This window comes from Streptosporangium sp. NPDC023615 (assembly GCF_040640155.1).
Classification (GTDB): Bacteria; Actinomycetota; Actinomycetes; order Streptosporangiales; family Streptosporangiaceae; genus Streptosporangium.
Genome location: NZ_JBFABE010000083.1, coordinates 1 through 21231 on the forward strand (window position 1 = coordinate 1; position 21231 = coordinate 21231).

Below are 21231 nucleotides of genomic sequence, written 5' to 3' on the forward strand. Positions count from 1 at the left end.
TCACGGCCGGTCCAGAGGGCGGTGTGCCGGTCGCGGTGGCGGTGTTGGTGACGGCCCCGGCGTCGATGTCGGCCTGGGTGGTGACGTAGGTGCTCGTGCAGGTCGTCGTCGCCTGCGGCGCCAGCGTCGTCGCCGGGCAGGTGATCGCCGAGTGGGTGCCGGTGCCGGAGGTGGTGTCGGTCACCCTGACCCCGGTCAGGGTGGTGTTGCCGGTGTTGACGACCGCGTACGAGTAGGTCACGGTCCGCCCGGCGGCGGTCACCGTGGTGGGTGAGGCCGTCTTCAGCAGGGCCACGCTCGGAGCGGAGGTGACGCCCACCGTGGCGGTGGACGGGTCGGAGGTCACCACCGGCCCCGACGGCGGTATGCCCGAGGCCGTGGCGGTGTTGGTGATGGTCCCGGCGTCGATGTCGGTCTGCGTGGTGACGTAGGTGCTGGTACAGGTCGTGGTGGCCTGGGGTGCCAGGGTGGTGGCGGAGCAGGTGACCACGGAGCGCGGCCCCGCCCCCGAGAAGGCGATGGTGTTTATCCTGACGCCGGTCAGCGTGGTGTTTCCGGTGTTGACGATCGCGTACGAGTAGGTCACGGTCCGGCCCGACGCGACCACCGTGGTCGGTGTCGCCGTCTTCAGCACGGCCAGGGCGGGGGCGGAGGTGAAGCCGACCGTGGCGCTGGAGGCGGCGGAGGTCACTGCCGCTCCGGCGGGCGGGGTGCCGGTGGCGGTCGCGGTGTTGACGATGGACCCGGCGTCGATGTCGGCCTGGGTGATGACGTAGGCGCTGGTGCAGGTCGTCGTCGCCTGGGGGGCGAGCGTGGTCGCCGGGCAGGTGATCGCGGTGGGCGTGCCCGTGCCGGTGAAACCGGTGGTGTTCACCCTGACCCCGGTCAGCGTGGTGTTACCCGTGTTGACGATCAGGTAGGAGTAGTTCACGGTCCGCCCCGCCGCCACCACCGTGGCCGGTGCGGCCGTCTTCAGCAGCGACAGGCTGGGAGCCGGCGTGGCCGTGATCGTCACCGTGGACGGGTCGGAGGTCACGGCCGGCCCGGTGGGCGGGGTGCCGGTGGCGGTCGCGGTGTTGACGATGCCCCCGGCGTCGATGTCGGCCTGGGTGGTGACGTAGGTGCTCGTGCAGGTCGTCGAGGCCTGCGGCGCCAGCGTCGTCGTGGGACAGGTGATCGCGGAGCGTGGCCCCGTGCCGGAGAAGGCGGACTCGGTGATCCTCACGCCGGTCAGGGTGGTCCTGCCGGTGTTGGTGACGAGGTAGGAATAGGTGACGCTCCGCCCCGCGGCCGTCACCGTGCTCGGCGAGGCCGTCTTCAGCATCGCCAGCGACGAGACCTGCACGGGGACCACCGTCGAGGTGCCCCCGGTGGTCACGCCGGTCTGGGTGGGGGTGTCGGCGTTGGAGAACTCGACGGTCGCGCTGTTGTTCACCGTCGTGCCGGGGGAGTTGGCCCCGAGCGTGACGCGGAACCTCACGGAGGTGGACTGGCCGGGTGCCAGGCTGCCGCCGCTGACGGCGTTGGCCCCGGTCCCCAGCCGCGCCTGGACCTGGTTGTTGATGAAATCCCCCTGGTCGTCCCCGGTGCGGTCCGTCTTGGACCCGATGTTGGGCCCCGTCACCACCGAGATGCTCCCCGGGACGTAGACGGTGTTGGCGGGGATCGGGTCGGTGAGCACCACGTTGATGGCGGTGTCGTCCCCGGTGTTGGTCGCGGTGACGGTGTACTCGAGGACCGATCCCGGTTCGGGGTCGCCCCCGCCCACCACCGTGGCGGACTTGGTCGCCTGGATGCTGGCCTGGCGCAGGGCGACCTGGGCGAAGATCGCCTGGGGCCAGTAGGCGTCCCCGGCGGTGCTGAAGATGAACCGGGCCGAGGTGTCGTTGTTGCGGAACGCGGTGGAGGCGTCGACGATGTTGGAGTCGTAGCCGAGCGTGTTGGTGTAGGCGGGGTTGCGGTCGGTGACCTGCCCGCCGAGCGTGGCGATGGTGGAGTTGAAGAAGTTGTTGGCCGGGTGCAGGGCGTCGCTCAGCACGGTCAGGGGGCCGTTGGTGGTGTCGATGCTCAGGGAGTCGCCGGTGATCGCGTTGTCGCCGTCGTAGGCGATCTCACCGATCTGGACGCTGACGGGGCCGGTGGTGGGGGTGCGGATGCCCGCCAGGGTGATCGCGGTGTCCGGGGTGGCGTTCTGCTGCTCCAGGAAACCGTCGAAGACGGTGATGTTGCGCAGCGGCATGGACGCGTCCCGGTAGGCCACCACCAGTGACCAGCCGCCGAAGGCGCCCAGGCTGTCTGTGCCCCGGGCGGCCTGGACGTTGGCCACCGTGTAGGTGCCGGCGCCGGCCGCCGTCACTATGGAGGTGACGTCCGCCGAGGCGCCGTAGACGATCCCGTTGGCGGTGATGTTGTCGGGGGTGTCGCCGATGTCGCCGGCCGCGGCCACGACCGTGCGGTAGACGGCGCTGCCCGGGGTCCTGAACGACACCTGCCCGCGCAGGGCGATGTCGGGTGCCAGGCGGTTGCCGGCCGGCAGGCCCGCGGTGTTGGTCGAGGTCTGGCTGCGCGCCCCCCAGTACAGCCGCGCGTAGGCCACCTGCGCGCCGGCCGACAGGGTGAGGTTGGCGGTGCTGGAGTTGAACGTCGCCGCGTCGGCGTCCACGTCGATGAAGGTGGCGTCGACGTTGTTGTTGCCCGAACCGGTCCGGCGCGTGGCGCAGTCCGCCACCGACGGGGGGTAGCAGGTGACCACCGAGTTCGCCGCCCGGGTGATCGCCCCCCGGAAGTTGTTCACGTACCGCTGGGTGAAGGGGAGCGGCGCCTGGCGGGCGGCCGTTCCCGCACCCGCGACCGCGTCGGCCCCCTCGTCGGTCTCCTGGGCGGCCCTCTCGCCGGTCTCCTGAGGGGCTCTCTCGTTCGGACGTGCCGGCATGCGCCGCTCCCCGGTCCGCTCGCCGGTCGTGATCTCGGCTTCGTCCGCCGGCGCGCCGGTGGGCGCGCCGGTCGTGATCTCGGCTTCGTCCGCGGGCGCGCCGGTGGGCGCCTGGGGCGTGTCCCCGGTCCCGTCCGGCGGCGTGCCGGTGCTCCCGGGGGAGGCGGCCGCGTCCCGGCAGGTGCGTCCCGCGTCGGCGTCGACCGTGGGGATGTACAGCTTCTCGCCGGGGGCCCGGACGGTGTACCGGACCGTGATGTCGTCGCCGGCGGCCAGATCGCCCGTCCACCTGAGCAGGGGCCTGCTGTAGGTCAGCGTGCCCGCGCTGGCCAGCGGCTCACCCACGGTCGTGGTGCCGGGGACCTCGGAAAGGTCCTCGGCGAAGCTCGCCCCCTCCGCGTCGGTGTCGCCGGTGTTGACCACGTGCACCGTGACGACGGTCCGGCCGCCGTCACGTCGCGCCTCCCGGGTCAGCCTCAGTGACGGGCCGGTCCGGCCCGGACCGCAGGTGATGTCGAAGGACGGGACGTCCTTCTCGCCGCCGGCCACGGCGGAGGCGTGTGTCATCGGCCCGAGGCCGACCGCGCACACCATGAATCCCGACAGGGTGCCTTTGAGGAATCCTCTGCGCGCACACGTCCAGAGCAGCACGGCCGACCTCCCGCAGGAATTCCGACAAATAACGTCGAATCAACAAACGGGGGGCCGAACATTGCGTCGTGGCATTGCCCTGACCACGACTCTAGGAGGATAACCCCATCATCAACGACCGAAGCATCAGCCACGCTGCTCAATCACGATCTGGTCGCTTATATTGCTGCCTAAGCTTCCATCGCTTTACATGAAGCGTTTTGCCTGTGAAAGGCGCCGATTGTGATTCGTCCACTCTTTTCCGGTGTGATAATTCGCGCAATCGCGGACATATTCAGCGGTGTTGTCCGGGCTCGTCCCGGCGGCCTCCGTATCGTCTCTTCCGCGGGTCTCCTCGCCGGCCGCTCCGGGACGTCGGCCCCTGGTCGTCACGGCCGTCGGGGTGCCGTCGTGCGGTGACCTCGGTCCGATGTTGACCTCTACCAAAGTCGAGGTTTTACGGTCGGTGCCATGTCGTCCTCACCCCTGCCGGCCGTGGCGGGAAGGCGAGAATGGATCGGTCTCGCCGTGCTGTCCCTGCCCGCCCTTCTCGCCTCCCTCGAACTGACCGTCACGAACCTCGCGCTGCCCGCCATCGGCGAGGACCTGGACGCGACCAGTACCCAGTTGCTGTGGATCGTGGACGTCTACGCCTTCCTGCTGGCCGGCGCGCTCATCACCATGGGCGTCCTGGGTGACCGGATCGGCCGCCGCCGGTTGCTGCTCATCGGCGCGGCGGCGTACGGCGTCGTCTCGGCCGTGGCCGCCTGGGCGCCCGACGCCGAGAGCCTGATCGCCGCCCGGGCGCTGATGGGCGTCGCCGGCGCCACCCTGATGCCGTCCACGCTCTCCCTGGCCACGTCCATGTTCCCCGACCCCCGCCGGCGGACGGTGGCCATCGGGGTCATCGTCGCCAGCGTCTCGGCGGGCACCGCGATCGGGCCGCTGGTCGGAGGGTGGCTGCTGGAGCGCTTCTGGTGGGGGGCGGCGTTCCTGCTGGCCGTCCCCTTCATGGCGCTGCTGCTGATCGCCGGGCCGCTGCTGTTGCCCGAGCACCGCGACACCACCGCGAAACGGCTCGACCCGACGAGCGCGGCACTGTCGCTGGCCACGGTGCTGCCGGTGGTCTACGGGCTCAAGCAGATCGCGGCCGACGACCCGGCGGTGACGTCCGTGGCCGCGATCGCGGCCGGGCTCGCCCTGGGCGTGGTGTTCGTCCGCAGGCAACGCGCCTCGGCCGCCCCCTTCGTCGACCTGGGCCTGTTCGCCGACCGCACGCTGAGCACCGCGACCGGCACGCTGGCGCTCGGCATCTTCGTCCTGTGGGGCTCCAACTACGCCATCGCCCAGTACCTGCAACTCGTGCACGGCATGTCGCCGCTGGAGGCGGGGCTGTGGACGGCGCCCTCGGCGGTGGGCGTCATCGCCGGATCCACCCTGGCCCCCAGGCTCGCCCGGAGGGTACGGCCCTTCACGGTGATCGCCGCGGGACTGACCGTGTCCGCGGTCGGCTACCTCGTGCTCACCCTCACCCAGGGAACGGACGGGATCGCCGTCCTCGTGTCGGGCGCCGTCGTCGTCTCCGCCGGTCTGGGACCGATGATGGCGCTCGCCACCGACCTGGTCGTCGGCTCCGCGCCGCCGCACCGGGTCGGCGCCGCGGCGGCCCTCTCCTCGACGGCGCCCCAGCTCGGCGGCGCGCTCGGGATCGCGGTCCTCGGCAGCGTCATCACCGCGACGTACCAGGCCCGGCTCGCGACGGCGGCCGTTCCCGGGGCGGCCCGCGACAACCTCGGCTCCGCGGTGGCCGTGGCGGCCGGGCTCCCGCCGGAGGCCGGGGCCGGGCTTCTCGGCACGGCACGCGCCGCGTTCGTCGAGGGCTTCCACGTGACCGCGGCGATCAGCGCCGCTCTGATGGCGGGCCTCGTCCTGCTCATCGTGACCCTGCCCGGCGAGGGGGAGGGCCGCCCGGGAGGGCGCGCCGTACGGGTGCGACGATGATCCATGTGTCCGGTGGCGGGGAACCGGACCGGCGGCGGGGGACGAGGTGGCCGGGGCGGCGGGCGGCGTGCCGATCGGGGCGCGAACGACGGGTGACGGGTGGCGCGGGGGCGCCTCCCGGGGACCCGCCCCCGTGGCGCGGCGGCTCCCGCGGCCCGGTGACCACCCGCCCCGACCGCGCCGTACAGCGATGACGACACGATCCCACGGGGGGACGAGATGAGCCGGACCGAGCCCAGGGCACTGGACATGGCGCTGGACGAGGCGCTGCCGCGCTGGCACCGCAGGGAGCGGCACCGGCTGCCGGTCGGCCTGCCGGCGCCCGCGGTGATGCGCGCCGCCGCCGAGGTCACCTGGGCGGACGTCCCGCTGTTCCGGGCGGTGATGACCGGGGCGGGGCTGGGAAGGACCCGCTTCCCGGCCGACGCCCCGGTGCTGGGCCTGTTCCTCGGCAACGGGTTCACGGTGCTGTACCGCGGCGAGGACGAGCTGCTGGTCGGCGGGATCGAGCGGATCTCCCGCGGGCAGCCCGTGGTGCCGCTGGCGCCGGGCACGACCCCGGACGCCTACCGCGCGTTCGACGCACCGGGTCACCTGAAGCTGGCGTTCAACTTTCACTGCGCCGGCGGCGTGCTGAGCACCGAGACCCGGGTGTACGCCACCGATGACCGCTCCCGGCGGCTGTTCGGGGCGTACTGGCTCGTCATCCGGGCGGGCAGCGGGTTCATCCGCCGGGTCTGGCTCCGCGGCGTCCGCCGCCGCGCCGCCCGTACCGGAGGGGACGGCGGTCCCGTGAGCCGGGCCTGACCGCAGGTGACGGCGGGCCCGGCGGCGAGGAGGTCAGATGCCGCGGCGCATCGCCCTGGTGCCCGCCACCAGGCCCACGGCGGCGATCACGCAGGCCGCGACCGTCCCGTACAGCACCGAGATGTCCCCGAAGCGGCCGGAGAAGAGCGACCGCTCCGCCTCGACGATGAAGGAGACCGGGTTCAGCGCCGCGACGGTCCGCAGCCACCCCGGGCCGGAGTCCATCGGCAGCAGCACGCCCGACAGCAGCATCAGCGGGAACACCACGAGCTGGGTGACACCGTAGAAGAGGTCGCCCCCCGGCGCGGACGCGATCGCCAGGACGAAGGAGAGCGCGCCCAGGCCGATACCGAACACGACCAGTATCACCATGCCGGCCAGCACGCCGGGGAGATGCGGGCGGAAACCCAGCGGCACCGCGAGGGCGATGATCAGGACGGACTGGGCCAGCAGGGCCACGAACTCCTTCAGCGTCCGGCCGACCAGCATCGCCGTGCGGTTCAGCGGGGTGACCAGCATGCGCTCCATCGAGCCGCCGACCAGGTCCATCAGGAGGGTGTAGCCGGCCATCATCGGCCCGGACAGGCACATCATGATCAGGATGCCGGGTACGAACCACTGCCAGTGCGAGCCCTGTCCCGCGAAGCTCCCCGTCTCACCGAGCAGCGGGCCGAACAGGAACAGGAACAGCAGCGGCTGGCCCATGGTGAAAAGGAGGCCGAGGGGCTCGCGGAACATGGGGGCGGCCTCGCGGGAGAACACGGTCGCGGTGTCGCGGAGGAACGGAACGCTCATGGAAACCTTCTCTGGGGAGCGGGGAGCGGGGAGCGGGGAGCGGGGAGCGGGGAGCGGGGAGCGGGGAGCGGGGGAGACCGGGGCCGGGGCCGAGACCGACGCCGGGGCGGGGCGGGATCGAGGAGGTGGTCCGGGAGGTGGTCCTGGGGCCGGTCAGGCGGGGGTCTCTGGAACGTTCCGCCCGTCGGGGGCGGCGGGGACGGCGGGGACGTCGGGACCGGTCTCGTCGCCCTCCCGCAGGCTGCGGCCGGTCAACGCCAGGAAGACGTCGTCCAGCGTGGGGCGGGAGGTCTCGGCGGCGGCGGCCTTCACACCGGAGGCCTCCAGGGAGCGCAGGTACTCCGGCAGCGTCACGTCCGCGCGGGGCACCCGCAGCCACACGGTGGTGTCGCCCGTGGTCACCGCGCCCGCTCCGGCGATCCGCTCGGCGATCTCGGCGGCCCTCACGGTCTGGGACCCGTCGTGCAGGGTGACCGTGATCCGGTCACCGGCCAGGTCGCCCTTCAGGCGCTCGGCCGTCCCGTCGGCGATGATCCGGCCGTGGTCGATGATCACCACCCGTTCGGCCATGCTGTCGGCCTCCTCCAGGTAGTGGGTGGTCAGGAAGAGGGTGGTGCCGTGGTCCTCGCGCAACCGCAGGATGTGGTCCCAGATGTTGGCGCGGCTCTGCGGGTCGAGGCCGGTCGACGGCTCGTCCAGGAACAGCAGGGCGGGCCGGTGAACGAGCCCGAGGGCGATGTCGAGGCGGCGGCGCTGGCCTCCCGAGAGGGTGCCGGGCTTCCGATCGGCCAGCGACCCCAGCTCGAGCCGGTCGAGCACCTCGTCGGCCCGCCGGCCGGCCTCCCGCCGGTTCAGGCCGTAGCAGCGCCCCTGGGTCACCAGCTCGTCGCGGACGCGGAAGTTCTCCCCCGCCCCGTTCTTCTGGCCGACATAGCCGATCCGGGCGCGGACCCCGGCCGGATCCGACACGACGTCGTGACCCGCCACGGTCGCGGTCCCCGACGTAGGCGGGAGCAGCGAGGTCAGCATGCGCAGGGTGGTGGACTTGCCGGCTCCGTTCGGGCCGAGGAAGGCGACCAGCCGGCCCGCCTCCACGTCGAGGTCGATGCCGCGCACGGCGTCGACGGCCTCTTTCTTGATCATGAATCTGCGGGTCAGACCTCGGGCACGGATCATGGTCCCCTCCTGGGGGTGTGGGTGTGGGGGCATGCCGGAAAGACCCCTGCGGGGGCTCGTCGGGAGATGCCTCATCCTCACCCACATGATCCGGATATGGCAAACGTGAAAGGTGCGTTCACATTTGGCCTGACCTGGGGAAACGTGGGTCCGCCCGAACCTCGCGGCGGAGGGCCGGGAGGAGGTGCGCGCTTCGCCGGCCGCGCTGACGTGGGCTTTTCCGGAAACGGCCGGGGCGGTGGAAAAAGTGCGGGCTTTTCTCGACCCGCCCCCGCGACGCCACCGCCCTCCCTCGCCGGGACGGCGGGGGAGGGCGGTCGTCGCCTCCGGAGGGCGGGACGGGGAACGGGTCCGGTCAGGTCTCCCCGAGCCGCCCGGACGTGGACCGGGCCGGCGCCGGGAAGGGGTGCGGAATCGGCGGTGTCGTCACCGCGGCGGAGGAGGGTGCCGAGCGCCCACGGTCCGGGACCGGGCACGGCGACGATCAGGAACGACCAGCAGAACAGTGCCGCGAGCTCGCCGCCGTTGCGCAGCGGAAGGAGGTCCTGTGGGAGATGCACCACGAAGTACGCGTACGCCATCGAGCCGGAGGCGAGCGTCGCGGCGTAGCGGCTGAGGAGTCCAACCAGCACGAGCGCGCCGCAGACCACCTGGACGAGCGCGGCCCACCGGCCGGGCCAGGTGGCGAACGCGACCGCCTGGCCGGTGCCGCGGCTGCCGCCGAGGATCCCGAACATCGACGCCAGGCCGTGGCACAGGAAAAGGAGGCCGGTCACGCGATGCGGAACAGCGAGAGCACCGGCCCGCCGAGTCGGTCGACTCTCGTCGGATCACCTTCGCCTGCTCCCGGCGGAACCCCGCTGTCCTCTCCGTACGGCACCGCGGCGGGGTCGTACCTCCCCCCTTCCCCCCTCCCGCGGGACGAGGGTCACAGGTCCGTCCAGGACAGGGCCAGGGTGGTGTGGCGCTTGGGGATGAGCAGCCCGTCACGCGGGGCCTCGCCCTGGTAGGCGTCGATGCGGAGGCCGTTCGTCATGGGACGATCCGCCATGTCCCACGCCTGGACGTGGGCGGCCAGCTCGGACGCGAGCCGGAGCCGGTCCGGCCCGTGACCGCGCGCGATCAGCGTGCCGTCCGGTGAGGGTTCCAGCAGGCAGAGGTTGTCGTGCTCCACGATCCCCACGGCCATCCTGAACCCCGTCAGGTCCAGCGGGGGTGAGGCCAGCCATCCCGGACGCGCCTCCGAGATCGTGCACCAGCGGGGTTCGTGCACCGCGAGCCAGAGGCTCAGCCCGTCGAGGAGCTGCGCGGGGCCGACGCTGATCTCGGTGGACAGCTCGACCACGGGACCGTCGAGCGCGCCCAGCACGTCACCGATCTCCCCGGCCTCCGGCAGTGAGACCACCAGGTCGGACTCCCGGTCCAGCACCACGGTCGTCTCCGGCCCCGCGAAGGGACCGCGCATCCGCATGAACCCGCAGGGCAGGACCGAACGGCTGGTCCAGTGCCCGTCGCCGCGCTCCATCGCCACCGACCGCTGCACCCCTCGCAGGTCCAGCGGGGCGACGAGCCGTCCGCCCGGCCCGAGTTGTTCCAGCCAGGCCGGGGCCAGATCCCACACGCCGACGGTGGCGATCACCCGGTCGTAGGGCGCCTCGGGGGAGAACCCCTCCGATCCGTCGGCGCACACCAGCCTCACCTCGGGATGCCCCGCCGCCGACAGGTGCTCCCCGGCCAGCGCCACCAGGCCGGGGTCGATGTCGACGCTCACCACCAGGCCCTCCGGCCCCACCAGGTGGGCGAGCAGGGCGGCGTTGTACCCCGTTCCCGTCCCGATCTCCAGGATCCGCTGGCCGGGCGCCACACCGAGCTGGTCGAGCATCAGCGCCATGATGGCGGGCTGGGAGGAGGAGCTGATCGGCCGTCCCTCCGCGTCGCGCTTGGTCACGATCGCGTCGTCCCGGTAGACGGTCTCCGCCGGGAGCTCCGGCAGGAAGACGTGCCGGGGCACCGTCCGCAGCGCGCCGGCCACGGCATCGCTGATTCCCCGTACGCGGACCTGGGAGACCAGATCATCCCGTAACGCGTGCCACTCAGCCATCTCGACCTCCGTGCCGTGTGCGTACCTGGTGCCCTGAGTTATATGCCCCGTAGGTGCGGAACCTCCCTGTGGCACGCCGCAGCTCGGTGTCCCTTATCGGACACCCCCCGCGTGAACGCGGGGGCAGGCGGGGGCAGGCGGGGGCAGGCAGGGGCCGGGCGAGCGGTCGCCGGGCGGAGGGGCGACCGGCCGGCGGCCTCACCCCGCCGGGCGGCCGTCACCCGGGCCGACCAGCCCGGATCGGTAGGCGAGGACGACGAGCTGGGCGCGATCGCGGGCGTGCAGCTTGATCATGGCGCGGCTGACGTGGGTCTTCGCCGTGGCCGGGCTGATCACCAGGCAGGCGGCGATCTCGTCGTTGGACAGCCCGTGCGCGGCCAGCGCGGTCACCTCGCGTTCCCGCTCCGTGAGCCGGTCCATCCCCGTCGCGGCCGCTCTCGGGCGGTGCGAGACGAACTCGCCGATGAGGCGGCGGGTGATGGCGGGGGACAGCAGCGCGTCACCGCGGGCGGCCACCTGGATCCCGTGCAGGAGGTCGGCCGGATCGGTGTCCTTGACCAGGAAGCCGGTCGCGCCCGCGCACAGCGCCTCGTAGACGTACTCGTCCAGCCCGTAGTTGGTCAGGATGATCACCCGGACGCCGGACAGGAGCGGGTCGGCGGCGATCCGCCGGGTCGTCTCGATGCCGTCCATCACCGGCATCTGCACGTCGATCAGCGCGACGTCGGGCAGGTGCTCGCGGGCCAGGGCCAGACCCCGGGCGCCGTCGGACGCCTCGCCGACCACCGCCAGGCCCTCCTCGGCCTCCAGCAGCGCGCGGAATCCCGCGCGGATGAGGGGCTGGTCGTCGACCAGGAGGACGCGGATCACGGCGCCTCCCCGACGGGGAGTTCGGCCCGGACGGTGAAGCCCCCGCCCGGCCGGGGACGGGCGTGCAGACGGCCGCCGAGCGCGGCGACGCGCTCGCGCATGCCGGTCAGGCCGTTGCCGGGGACCAGGGACATCCCGGGTGAGGCCGAGCCGTCGTCGTCGACGCGGACCGTCAGGGTGTGCGTCCCGTGGTCGAGCCTCACCGTGGCGGTCGCGGGACCCGCGTGCCGGGAGGCGTTCGTCAACGCCTCCTGGACGATGCGGTAGGCGGCCTGGTCCACGGCGGCGGGCAGTGCCCTGATCCGGCCGCCGACCGTGACCGTGGTGGGCAGTCCCGCCGCGCTCACCCGGCCGGCCAGGTCGTCCAGCCGGTCCAGGCCGCCCGCAGGGGCCTCGTCGCCTGGCCGGCGCAGCACCTCCAGGGTGGCGCGCAGTTCACGCATGGCGTCGGTGCTCGCCTCCTGGATCACCAGCAGGGCCTGGGGGACCCGCTCACCGCGCTTGCGCGCGAGGTGGACGGCCACCCCGGCCTGCACCTTGATGACCGAGATGCTGTGGGTCAGCGAATCGTGCAGCTCGCGGGCGATCCGCAGCCGTTCCTCCCCGGCCCTGCGCAGCGCGGTCTCCTCCCGGGTGCGCTCGGCCTCGGCCGCCCGCCGCTCGGCCTGGTCGAGATAGGCCCTCCGGTGCCGGCTCACCGTCCCGGCGACACCGGCGGCCAGGAACCAGCCCAGCAGGAGGAACGTCCGGTCCACGAGCGTCCGGGGCGGCCCGGCCGCGCTGCCGGCCAGCCCGGCCGCCAGCGAACCGGCCAGGAACAGGCCGCCGGCGGTCGCGGCGAGCCACCGGTGACCGCCCTCGACGGCGGTGTAGACGGCGATCAGGACCGGGAAGGCCGCCGGCTGGGCGGGGGCGGCTATCACCGCGTAGACGAGCATGCAGGCCGTGGTGAGCAGCAGGACCGGGATCGGGGCCCGGCGGCGCGCGACCAGGGCGAGGCAGCCGACCACGATCGCCACGTGGCTCAGCGGCCCGGTGCCGGGCACCGTCGTGGCCCCGGCGCCGAGCACGACCACCAGGGCCACTCCGACGACGACGTCGAACACCCTGGCGCGCACGTCCGGATCAAACCCCACGCCTGTACCTTAGGGGCGGGACGAGGCCCTCCTCATCCGCGCGACGCGGTAGTTCGGGCCTACTCCCCGTGGCGTAGAAGGACGCTTTCCCCTCCCGGTGCCGTACGGGAGGAAGCCTCCCGCGGCGGGACGACCCGGCGTCGGCGGCCCGGCGACGATTACGGCCATGAGAAACCCAGCCAGACACGTCCACGGGGCCGCGCTGCTGGCCACCGGGCTGCTCGCCGGAGCCTTCGGGTACGGCGCGGCCAACGTGGTCCCCACCTTCGGGGCCGTCCCACTGGACGTGCGCCTGACCTTCCACACCACGTTGATGAGGGTCAACGAGCCGGTCATGCAGAGCGCGATGGCACTGGCGATCCTCACCTCGTTCGGCCTGGCCGTCCTCGGCCGCGGCCTGCCACGGCGCCTGGCGCTCGGCGCCGGCGTCCTGACGGTGACCTCGCTGCTGGTGACGCTCTTCGGCAACGTCCCGCTGCACGGCCACTTCAGGCGATGGGCGGCCACCTCCGCCCCGGCCGGTCACACCGAGTTCCTGCAGAGATGGGAGCTCTTCCACACGATCCGCACTCTGACCGCCCTGTCCGCTTTCGTGGTGATGGTGGGCATCGCCGTCCTCGCCCGGTACGAACCCGTCGAAGGGACTCGGCGACCCGCCCGATCCGGGGACATGGCGGGCGGCTCCTCGCGAGACGCCGCCGCCACCCCCGCCCGGACACCGGAGGCGTGAGGCGATGTGGGGACGAAGAGTCGTCAGGATCGTCGGTGTGACGCTCGCCGTCCTGGTCGGGGTGCCGGCGGCCGGAGTCGCCGGGCTCGGCCTGTGGGACGGCGGCATCGACACCGATCCGCGCCGGACGATCCTCCGTGACGTCCGGCTCGACCTGCGGACCGCCGTGACCCGGCTCGGCCCGGTCGAGTACGACCTGCACGGCACCGAGGGCCCCGTCCTGCTGTCCGTTCACGCCGGGCTCGGCGGAGCCGACCAGGGGCGGCTGTTCGCCGCCTGGCTGCGGGAGGACGGGTTCCGCGTTCTCAGCCCCTCACGGCCCGGCTACCTCGGAACGCCGCTGGAGAGCGGCCGGACCAACGAGGAGCAGGCGGACCTGCTCGCGGCGCTGCTGGACGAGCTCGGCATCGACCGGGTCGGGGTCCTCGCGGTCTCGGCGGGAAGCCCGGTGGCCTACACCTTCGCCGCGCGCCATCCGGACCGGGTCCGGGCACTGGTCTCCGTCGGCGGCGTGAGCATGCCGCGGTCCGCCGGGACGGGCTCGCCGCTGCGGAGGGCGTTCATGGACACGGTGGGCCAGAAACTGGCCCGGCTGACGGCGGAGGTCTCGCTCGAGACCGTCGTCGCGGGGACGTTGAGCGAGACCGGCACCTACGACGACGCGCAACGGGCGGAGCGCGTCTCGCACATCATGAACACGCCGCACACGCGGGAGCTCTTCGCGGCGATGTTCGACACGACGTTCCCCTACCAGAGGCGCTGGGCGGGCACGGACAACGACGCGGCACAGGCCCGGCGCGCGAGGCCGCCCCTGGAGCGGATCTCGGCCCCGACACTGCTGATCCACGGCACACAGGACGGCGACGTGCCGTTCGAGCAGGGGAGGTTCGCGGCCGAGCGGATACCCGGCGCGCAACGGTACTGGATGGAACGCGACGATCACCTGGGCTTCTGGCTCGGCCCGAGAGCGGGGCAGGCGCAGGAGGCGGCGCGGGCCTTCCTCCGGCGGCACATGCAGGGCGGATGAGCACCCCTCCGGGCACCCGTCCGGGAAGACGGCCCGCGGTTTCGCACGGTCCCGGGAGGCCGGGACGAGCCGGGGCGGGGAGGGGAGGGGAGGGGGCGAGCCGGGACGGGGCGAGCGGAGGGCGGGATGTCACCCGCCCTCCGCCTCCGGCCCTGGGAGCGTGGACCGCTGTCCGGCATTCGGGGGACGGAGCCGGACAGCCACGAATCTATGCATCCGCCCGGCGTATGTATGCGTAGAAATACACCCTTACTGCAGGCAGAACTCGTTCCCCTCCGGGTCGGTCATGAGCGTGCAGTACTCCCCGTTCTCCTCGGTGGTGAGGACCTCGGTGGCGCCCAGGCCGACGAGCCGTTTCACCGCCGCCCGCACCCGCGGGCGACGCTCCTCGGTCGGCGTGCCGGACGGGCCGCCCACGTTGACGTCGAGGTGGACGCGGTTCTTGACGGTCTTGGCCTCGGGCACGCGCTGGAAGTAGATCCTGGGCCGTCCCTCGTCGGGATCCACCAGCGCGGCCCAGTTGGACCGCTCGTCCTCGGGCATGCCCTGGGAATCCGCCCAGGCGTCCCAGCTGTCGAACCCCTCGGGGGGCGGCTGGAGACGGTACCCGAGGGCCTCGGCCCAGAAGGAGGCGAGCCTCGGCGGATCGTGGGCGTCGAAGGTGATCTGAATGTCCATGACGATTCCTATGCCCACTCCGCCAGGATCCTGGCCTCTTTCTCCGGATTCATGCCGTGCCCCCTGAAGGAGCGCTCCGCCGGTGGCACCTCACGCAGCCACGCCCAGGTGTCGCGCACCGTCTCGGCGACGGGGCGGCAGGTCAGCCCGGCCGCGAGGGCCTTGGCCGAGGACGCCAGCCACACCCCGGCGAAGTCGGGACCGGCGGGGACCCAGACGGGGAACTCCGTCCACGGCGCCACCTCGCGGTCGAGCAGGAAGCGGTCGTCCACCCAGACGAACTCGGCGTCAGAACCGGTCACCGCCCGGCACTCGGCCAGCAGGCCGCCGTAGGTGGTGTTGGCGGGCACCCCGCCGGCGAGGAAGCGGTCCGCGGCCCCGGCCTCGGTCCGGTCCAGGGTGAACGCGGCCAGATCCCGGACGTCGATGACCTGCATCTGCCGGTCCGGGTCGCCCGGGGCGAGCACCCGCCCGCCCCGGGAGATCCGGTCCAGCCACCAGGGCAGGCGGCCCACGTCCTCGTGCGGGCCGAGGATGAGACCCGGCTGGATGATCAGCGCGTCGCCCTCGAACCCCTCCTCCACCGCCCGTTCACAGCCCGCCTTGAGCGTGCCGTAGTCGCCGTCCTCGGGTCCGGCGTCCGGCGCGCACTCGTAGCGCGGCGAGCTCTCGTCGCACGCCTGTGCGGGGAAGTCGCTGATCGCGGAGATGCTGGAGATGTAGGTGTAGGTGCTCGCGCGGCCGTTGAGCCTGCGTACCGACGCGTCGACCAGTCTGGGGACCCTGCCGATGACGTCGACGACGGCGTCCCAGGTGTGGCCCTCGACCAGGCGGTCCAGGTCCTCGGCCACCTCGCGGTCGCCCCTGATCGCCTCCGCCCCCGGCAGGTCGACGCCGCTGCGCCCCCGGTTGAACGTGGTGACCTCGTGTCCGCGCCGCAGCGCCTCCTCGGTGATCGCCCGGCCGACGAAGACCGAACCACCGATGATCAGAATTCTCATAGCGCCCGATTCTCGGTGGCCGCGCCGGGCGGGACCATGGGCTTTCACCCTTGGCGCAAGCCGTCCGCTCAGGGCGGATCCCGCACGACGGGCCGGACGGCGCGGACAGGACCGTCCCGCAGGGCGGGCCGGACGGCGCGGGCAGGAGACCGTCCCGCAGGGCGGGCCGGACGGCGCGGGTCAGGCCGGGCCGCTCACCACCGGGGGGTGCTGCTCCAGCAGGTGAACGCGGGCGGTGCCGATGTCGAAGTACAGGCCGACCAGCTCCAGGTCCCCGCTCCGGAAGAGCCGGTCCACCTGGGGGTAGGTCCGCAGGTTCTCCAGCTGCTGGATGACGTTGACCCGGCAGAGGCGGTCCAGCGGCCCGTGATCCTCGCCCGCGCCCTCGCCGGCGATGAACCGCGCCAGGGTGTGGTTGCCGTGGATCAGCCACCGGCCGAGCGCGGGCTGGTCCGCCACCTTCTCCCCGGCACTGAGCAGCGCCCCCATCGCCCCGCACCCCGAATGCCCGCAGACCGTGATGGTACGGACGTTGAGCACCTCGGTCGCGTACTCGATCGCCGCGGCCACCGAGTCGTCCTCGGGCGCCGCCCCCAGCCGGGGCACCAGATTGCCGAGGTTGCGGACCGTGAACAGGTCACCCGGGCCGCTCGCGGTGATCAGGTTCGGCACGATGCGCGAGTCCGCGCAGGTGATGAAGAGATGCGAGGGTTCCTGGGTGCGGGCCATCCCGTGGAACAGGGGACGCACCAGCGGCGCGGTGAGCCGGTGGAACTCCCGCGCCCCGGCCAGCAGGTCCGGTACGGCGGGGCTGTCTGCGAGGCGCGAATGCCGGGCGGCCATCGGCGGGTGCGAGACCCGGCGCCCGCGCCGGCGATGCGACCAGGGCAGCCACCAGCGGTCCGGCGCCCGGGGCGGGGTCTTGGCCGGGAACATCCGCACGCCGCTGGCCGCCATGGCGTACCACTCGTCGTGGATCTCGTCGATGTTCACGGTCCCGCCGCCGCGCTCGTGGTCCTGGCGCCAGTCGTGAATGGCCTCGAACGCCGCGTTGTCCATGAAGTCGATGTTCAGGTCCAGGTCGACCGTCGCCCCCGCCGGGATGGCCCGCAGCTCGGAGGTGAGCGTGGGAACCCCCAGGAAGGTCAGGGAGCCGCCGATCACCACGTGCCAGCGGCCGTCGGACTCGGCCGTGGCCCGTACGGTCACCCGGGTGAGACGGCGCAGCGCGAGCAGCGCGGCGAGGCCCAGGCCGACCAGCACGCCCTCGGCCAGCCCGAGCAGCACCACCCCGGCCATGGTGACCACGTACACCGGGACCTCGTTGTGACCGCGCAGGTTGCGCAGGTGCCCCATGTTGACCATCTGCACGCCGATGAAGACCAGCAGCGCGGCCAGCGCCTCCATCGGGATCAGGGCGATCATCCAGCCGAAGCCGAGCGCGAACAGCAGGAGCCACACGCCGTGGATGATCGTGGACCACCGGCTGCGGGCCCCGGCGCGGACGTTGGTGGTGCTGCGCACGATGACCCCCGCCACCGGCAGGCCGCCCAGCGCGCCGGTCACCATGTTGGCCACCCCCTGGCCGGTCAGCTCCCGGTCCAGGTCCGAGCGCCTGCCCCGGTGCAGCTTGTCCACGGCCACCGAGCAGAGCAGCGACTCGACCCCGGCCAGCAGCGCCACCAGCAGCACCGCGGCGACGATCCCGTGCCAGTCGCCGCTCGGCCAGACCGGACCGACCCACGAGTCCAGGCTGACGGACAGGTCGATCCGGGTGACCTGCCAGCCGGCCGCCCACGCGGTCACCGAGGCGACGAGCAGCGCCGCCAGCGGGGCGGGAAGACTCCGCACCCGCTGGGGCAGGCGGGTCCAGGCGATCAGGACCACGATGGTCAGCAGGCCGACGAAGACCGCGTGCGTGTGGTTGTGGACGATCTGGTGGGGCAGCTCGACCAGGTTCTCGATCGCCGAGCGCTGCGGGCTGCCACCGAGTACCACGTGCAACTGGGCCAGGGCGATCACCACGCCCACCCCGGCGAGCATGCCGTGGACCACGGCCGGGGAGACGGCCAGCGCGGAACGGGCGACCCGGCAGAGGCCCAGCAGCAACTGCAGGGCACCGGCGAGCAGGGTGATCATGCAGGTGGCCCGCCAGCCGTACCTCATGACGAGGTCGGCCACCACCAGCGACAGGCCCGCGGCGGGTCCGCTCACCTGGACGACGGAGCCCCCGAGAAGGCCGGCCACCACGCCGCCCACCACCCCGGCGATGAGCCCGGCGGCCAGCGGCGCCCCCGAGGCGACCGCTATGCCCAGGCAGAGGGGCATGGCGACCAGGAAGACCACCACGGAAGCGGGCAGATCGTGCCGCAGCACGGAGGCGAGACCACCCGCCGCAGGCTTTTCGTCACTCTTCGTGTCCGTCTCCATGAGGCAGACCCTAAGGGTCCGCGCCCCGCGGCCCCGGGTTTTACCCGAGGCTTTTACGCGGGGCGGAGAGAATCAGCGAAAGAGGGCCGGTCAGCGGTAGTAGTCGGGGTATTCCGGCTCCTCGACACGGTGGTGGCCGCCTCGCGAGCCCGGCCTGGCCCGCTCCCCGGTGCGTCCGGCGCCCGGGGGGGTGGTCTCGGGCGCCGCGGTCCCGTAGAGCTCGCCGTAGCTCGGCCAGCTCGCGCCGTCGCTTCCCGGAGGGGTGCCCGGCTCCGGCCACGCGGCCGGACTGGCCGGGGTGGCGGGCCTGGGGTCGTAACCGTAGCCTCCCGCGCCCGCCGGTGTGCCGCCGCTCCGGGGGGCCGGCGGGGTGGGGGAGAAGTCCCGTGAGGGGCCGGTCGAGGCGGACACCGCCGGGTTCGGGCCGGTGACCGCGTCGTCGTCGATGGTGGCCCAGCCGGAACTCACCTCGTACGACCCCGAGGGCGGAGCGCCCTGCACCGGGGTCTGGTACGAGGAGTAGGACGGGCCCGCGTCGTCGAGGATGTCGGCGGTGTTCACCGCCGACCAGCCACCCGAGGCGGGGTCGGTGGCCTGTGCCCACGGGTTGTCCGCCACGTCGCGCCTGGACGGCTGCGCCTGCGGGCGGTGCTGCGCCGCCGGCGGGGTGCGGTAGGACGCGCCGAGCGGGTCCGCCGCGGAGGTGACCGGGAAACCGCCGCTGGTCGTGGGGCCCATCGGGGGCATCGGGGCGAGCGGCCCGCCGCCGTGACCCGGACGGGCGCCCGCCGGGCCGTCCGCGGGAGAGGCGGTGCCGCCGGCGCGGGAACCGGCGCCGCCGGTGGGGGAGGACGCGCCGCGACGGGAGTAGGAGACGCCGAGCGGATCGTTCAGCGGGTCGGGCCGGGCGGGGGCGGCGGGCTGAGCCGCCTGCTGTGACGAGGCCCGGTTGCCGGCGCGGCGGGAACTCGCCCGCGAGGGGCGGCCCTCGCCGAAGGTGCCCGGGACCGGGGCCGCGAAGGTCACGGTCTTCTGCTCGGCGAGCGAGGCCGCCGTGGGAGCCGGGTTCGGCTGGACCGGGGCCACCAGGTCGGAGAGCCCGGAGGGCAGGGAGGCCGAGGCGATGGCCGGCTCCGCGGAGGGCCTGGCCGGGATCGCGGGGCGCTGCGGGGTGCCGCGGGACGGTGCCCGGGTCGGCAGCGGCGCCTGCACGGTCGTCGCGTCGGGGTCGGACGCACGGTCCTGCGGCTCGACGGGCTCGACGGGCTCGACGGGACGGCTCGCGCCCATCCGGGCGGCCAGGGATCCCCCGAAACCGCCCTCGTCGGCCTGGAGCCGCGTCCAGTAGTCGTCGTCGTAGTCGTCCACCTGGCCGAACTCGTTCAGGCCACGCTTGCCTCGCTGGCTCGGTGGCCGCGGCTGGCGCGGGGGCTTCGGCTCGTCGAACGGGGTGAGGTCGGGGGTGAAATGGTTCATCTTCGGTTCTCTGGTGGCGAAGTCGTCGCTGGACGTCGTCGGTGCCAGCGCCTCCTTCTCCGCCATCTCCCGCAGACGTTCCGCGGGGAGTGCGCTCTCCCTGCGGTTCATCGACCGCATTCCCAGTGCCACGACGACGAGCACGAGGAGCACGACGGCGACCAGGCTTACTACGACCGCGATCATTGCACCACCCTCAAGGCCATGGCCTTACAGCGGCGCCGGTGAGATCGCGCGGCCATCGACGCGACCTGCCCCCCTGCATCACCTGCGCTCGGACATTGGATCTGATTGTGTCGGACCACTATGAGCGTTGTCACACCCTAAGTGAAGAATCGGTAACCATTAATACCTCCGGTGTTCGGCCGGTCACTCCAGGTGAGCCGTGGTGAGCCGTCCCCAGGCGATCGTCTTGTCCGCGATGCTCTTCAGGGTCTCGTTCAACGATGCCCCCTTGCGGAGGCGGACCCAGTCCTTCAGCGCGTAGACGGTGAAACGATAGTTCTCCTGGGTCCCGCACGGTGGGTCGTATCCCACCGTGCCCCTGGTCGTGCTCCCCTCGACGGCCCCCACGGGCACGCTACCCTCCGGCAGCTCGTTGGTGCGTGAATCGATGTCGAACACCACCCAGTTCACCTCGCCACCTGTCCGGGAGTTGTTGTCCACGACGATCGCGACGGACCTCGTACCCTCAGGAACGCGGGACCAACGTAGCGGAGGATTACCGGCCGAGCCCTTGCACGAGTAGTCGGACGGCAGGGGGCCACCGTCCCTGACCCGAGGGCTGGAGACACCGATCGGCTCCAGCTGCAACCGCTCCGAGGAGGCCATGCCGCTCGCCAGCCCGCACCCGGAGGAGGCGACGACGAGCGCCGCGGTCACCGCCACCGTGGCGGTGTGCCGCGGGCGACGCGTAGACGTGTTCGGCTGCCCCATGCCCGATGATGCTACGCGGGTCTAGAAGTTGCGCAGACCGGATCGCGAGGTTCCACGCTGAAGAAAAGCTGTGAAATCAGGCGAAACCAGGGGGCAGGAGAGGTGAGAGTGATCGCTGAGATGAATTTCACGCCACGGTTTCCTCAGGCGCGTCCGTCCGGTCGCGTCAGTCGCCGCCCAGTTCCCGGTAGGGCTTCCTGAGCAGGTCCACCAGCGGGATGTGCCGCACCTTGACCGCCGGGGGTTCCAGTATCCGCAGCAGCAGATCCGCGGGGACCGTCGTGGCACGCGGTCGCGGCCGTACGCGGTTCAGCGGGACACCGGGGGAGTAGAAGTCGGCCACCCTCCCGTCGAAGGACACGTCGGACGGCGGGTCGGACGGCGGGTCGGACGGCTCACCCGGCGGCCGGCCGGAAGGCGTGCCGAGCGACGTGCCGGAGGGCCGGCCGGACGGGCGGGTGGACGGGCGGGTGGACGGCTCGTCGCCGGATCCTGGGCCGGGCAT

The 21231-nt window shown here is 72.7% G+C and carries 17 protein-coding genes; 4 read left to right on the forward strand and 13 right to left on the reverse strand.

Annotation, left to right across the window (positions count from 1 at the left end):
• The coding region (locus tag AB0G16_RS34595; protein WP_362814592.1) for a hypothetical protein at nucleotides 1–3499 on the reverse strand (3499 nt) is incomplete at its 3' end.
• A 534-nt stretch (nucleotides 3500–4033) separates the two neighbouring features.
• Between AB0G16_RS34595 and AB0G16_RS34600 the strand changes: the two genes are divergently transcribed.
• The gene (locus AB0G16_RS34600) at nucleotides 4034–5563 is read left to right on the forward strand and encodes an MFS transporter (protein WP_362814594.1); all 1530 of its coding nucleotides are present in this window, start codon (nucleotides 4034–4036) and stop codon (nucleotides 5561–5563) included.
• A 219-nt stretch (nucleotides 5564–5782) separates the two neighbouring features.
• Nucleotides 5783–6370 carry a hypothetical protein gene (locus AB0G16_RS34605; RefSeq protein WP_362814595.1) on the forward strand — a complete coding sequence of 196 codons (588 nt, stop codon included), beginning with the start codon at nucleotides 5783–5785 and terminating at the stop codon, nucleotides 6368–6370.
• Between the two features lie 33 nt (nucleotides 6371–6403).
• On the opposite strand, the gene AB0G16_RS34610 is transcribed toward AB0G16_RS34605, so the two are convergent.
• The 6 genes from AB0G16_RS34610 to AB0G16_RS34635 all read right to left on the reverse strand — a co-directional run bounded on the left by AB0G16_RS34610 (nucleotide 6404) and on the right by AB0G16_RS34635 (nucleotide 12448).
• Nucleotides 6404–7165, reverse strand: coding sequence for an ABC transporter permease (locus AB0G16_RS34610; protein WP_362814597.1), 762 nt, complete (start codon nucleotides 7163–7165; stop codon nucleotides 6404–6406).
• A 153-nt stretch (nucleotides 7166–7318) separates the two neighbouring features.
• Nucleotides 7319–8341, reverse strand: coding sequence for an ATP-binding cassette domain-containing protein (locus AB0G16_RS34615; RefSeq protein ID WP_362814599.1), 1023 nt, complete (start codon nucleotides 8339–8341; stop codon nucleotides 7319–7321).
• A gap of 77 nt (nucleotides 8342–8418) precedes the next feature.
• A complete protein-coding gene (locus AB0G16_RS34620; protein ID WP_362814601.1) occupies nucleotides 8419–9078 on the reverse strand; it encodes a DoxX family protein in 660 nt (219 codons plus the stop codon).
• Between the two features lie 191 nt (nucleotides 9079–9269).
• Nucleotides 9270–10442 (reverse strand): methyltransferase, FxLD system, encoded by a 1173-nt coding sequence (gene fxlM / locus AB0G16_RS34625; protein ID WP_362814603.1) that lies wholly within the window; start codon nucleotides 10440–10442, stop codon nucleotides 9270–9272.
• A 198-nt stretch (nucleotides 10443–10640) separates the two neighbouring features.
• On the reverse strand, nucleotides 10641–11312 hold the full coding sequence (locus tag AB0G16_RS34630; protein WP_362814605.1) for a response regulator transcription factor: 672 nt from the start codon (nucleotides 11310–11312) through the stop codon (nucleotides 10641–10643).
• On the reverse strand, nucleotides 11309–12448 hold the full coding sequence (locus tag AB0G16_RS34635) for a sensor histidine kinase (RefSeq protein WP_362814607.1): 1140 nt from the start codon (nucleotides 12446–12448) through the stop codon (nucleotides 11309–11311). The genes AB0G16_RS34630 and AB0G16_RS34635 overlap by 4 nt, the downstream gene beginning before the upstream one ends.
• Before the next feature lie 166 nt (nucleotides 12449–12614).
• On the opposite strand from AB0G16_RS34635, the gene AB0G16_RS34640 reads away from it, so the two are divergent.
• The gene (locus AB0G16_RS34640) at nucleotides 12615–13178 is read left to right on the forward strand and encodes a DUF1772 domain-containing protein (protein WP_362814609.1); all 564 of its coding nucleotides are present in this window, start codon (nucleotides 12615–12617) and stop codon (nucleotides 13176–13178) included.
• A 37-nt stretch (nucleotides 13179–13215) separates the two neighbouring features.
• Nucleotides 13216–14205, forward strand: a complete 990-nt coding sequence (locus AB0G16_RS34645; RefSeq protein WP_362814611.1) for an alpha/beta hydrolase — start codon at nucleotides 13216–13218, stop codon at nucleotides 14203–14205.
• A gap of 249 nt (nucleotides 14206–14454) precedes the next feature.
• On the opposite strand, the gene AB0G16_RS34650 is transcribed toward AB0G16_RS34645, so the two are convergent.
• From AB0G16_RS34650 to AB0G16_RS34675, 6 genes are all read right to left on the reverse strand, one after another.
• Nucleotides 14455–14883 carry a VOC family protein gene (locus tag AB0G16_RS34650; protein ID WP_362814613.1) on the reverse strand — a complete coding sequence of 143 codons (429 nt, stop codon included), beginning with the start codon at nucleotides 14881–14883 and terminating at the stop codon, nucleotides 14455–14457.
• An 8-nt stretch (nucleotides 14884–14891) separates the two neighbouring features.
• Nucleotides 14892–15884 (reverse strand): NAD-dependent epimerase/dehydratase family protein, encoded by a 993-nt coding sequence (locus AB0G16_RS34655; protein WP_362814615.1) that lies wholly within the window; start codon nucleotides 15882–15884, stop codon nucleotides 14892–14894.
• A 180-nt stretch (nucleotides 15885–16064) separates the two neighbouring features.
• On the reverse strand, nucleotides 16065–18314 hold the full coding sequence (locus AB0G16_RS34660; RefSeq protein ID WP_362814617.1) for a SulP family inorganic anion transporter: 2250 nt from the start codon (nucleotides 18312–18314) through the stop codon (nucleotides 16065–16067).
• Between the two features lie 90 nt (nucleotides 18315–18404).
• Nucleotides 18405–19976 (reverse strand): hypothetical protein, encoded by a 1572-nt coding sequence (locus AB0G16_RS34665; protein WP_362814619.1) that lies wholly within the window; start codon nucleotides 19974–19976, stop codon nucleotides 18405–18407.
• A 183-nt stretch (nucleotides 19977–20159) separates the two neighbouring features.
• Nucleotides 20160–20678: a YbhB/YbcL family Raf kinase inhibitor-like protein gene (locus AB0G16_RS34670; RefSeq protein WP_362814621.1), complete on the reverse strand. Its 519-nt coding sequence runs from the start codon at nucleotides 20676–20678 to the stop codon at nucleotides 20160–20162.
• Between the two features lie 214 nt (nucleotides 20679–20892).
• Nucleotides 20893–21231: a hypothetical protein gene (locus AB0G16_RS34675; RefSeq protein ID WP_362814623.1), complete on the reverse strand. Its 339-nt coding sequence runs from the start codon at nucleotides 21229–21231 to the stop codon at nucleotides 20893–20895.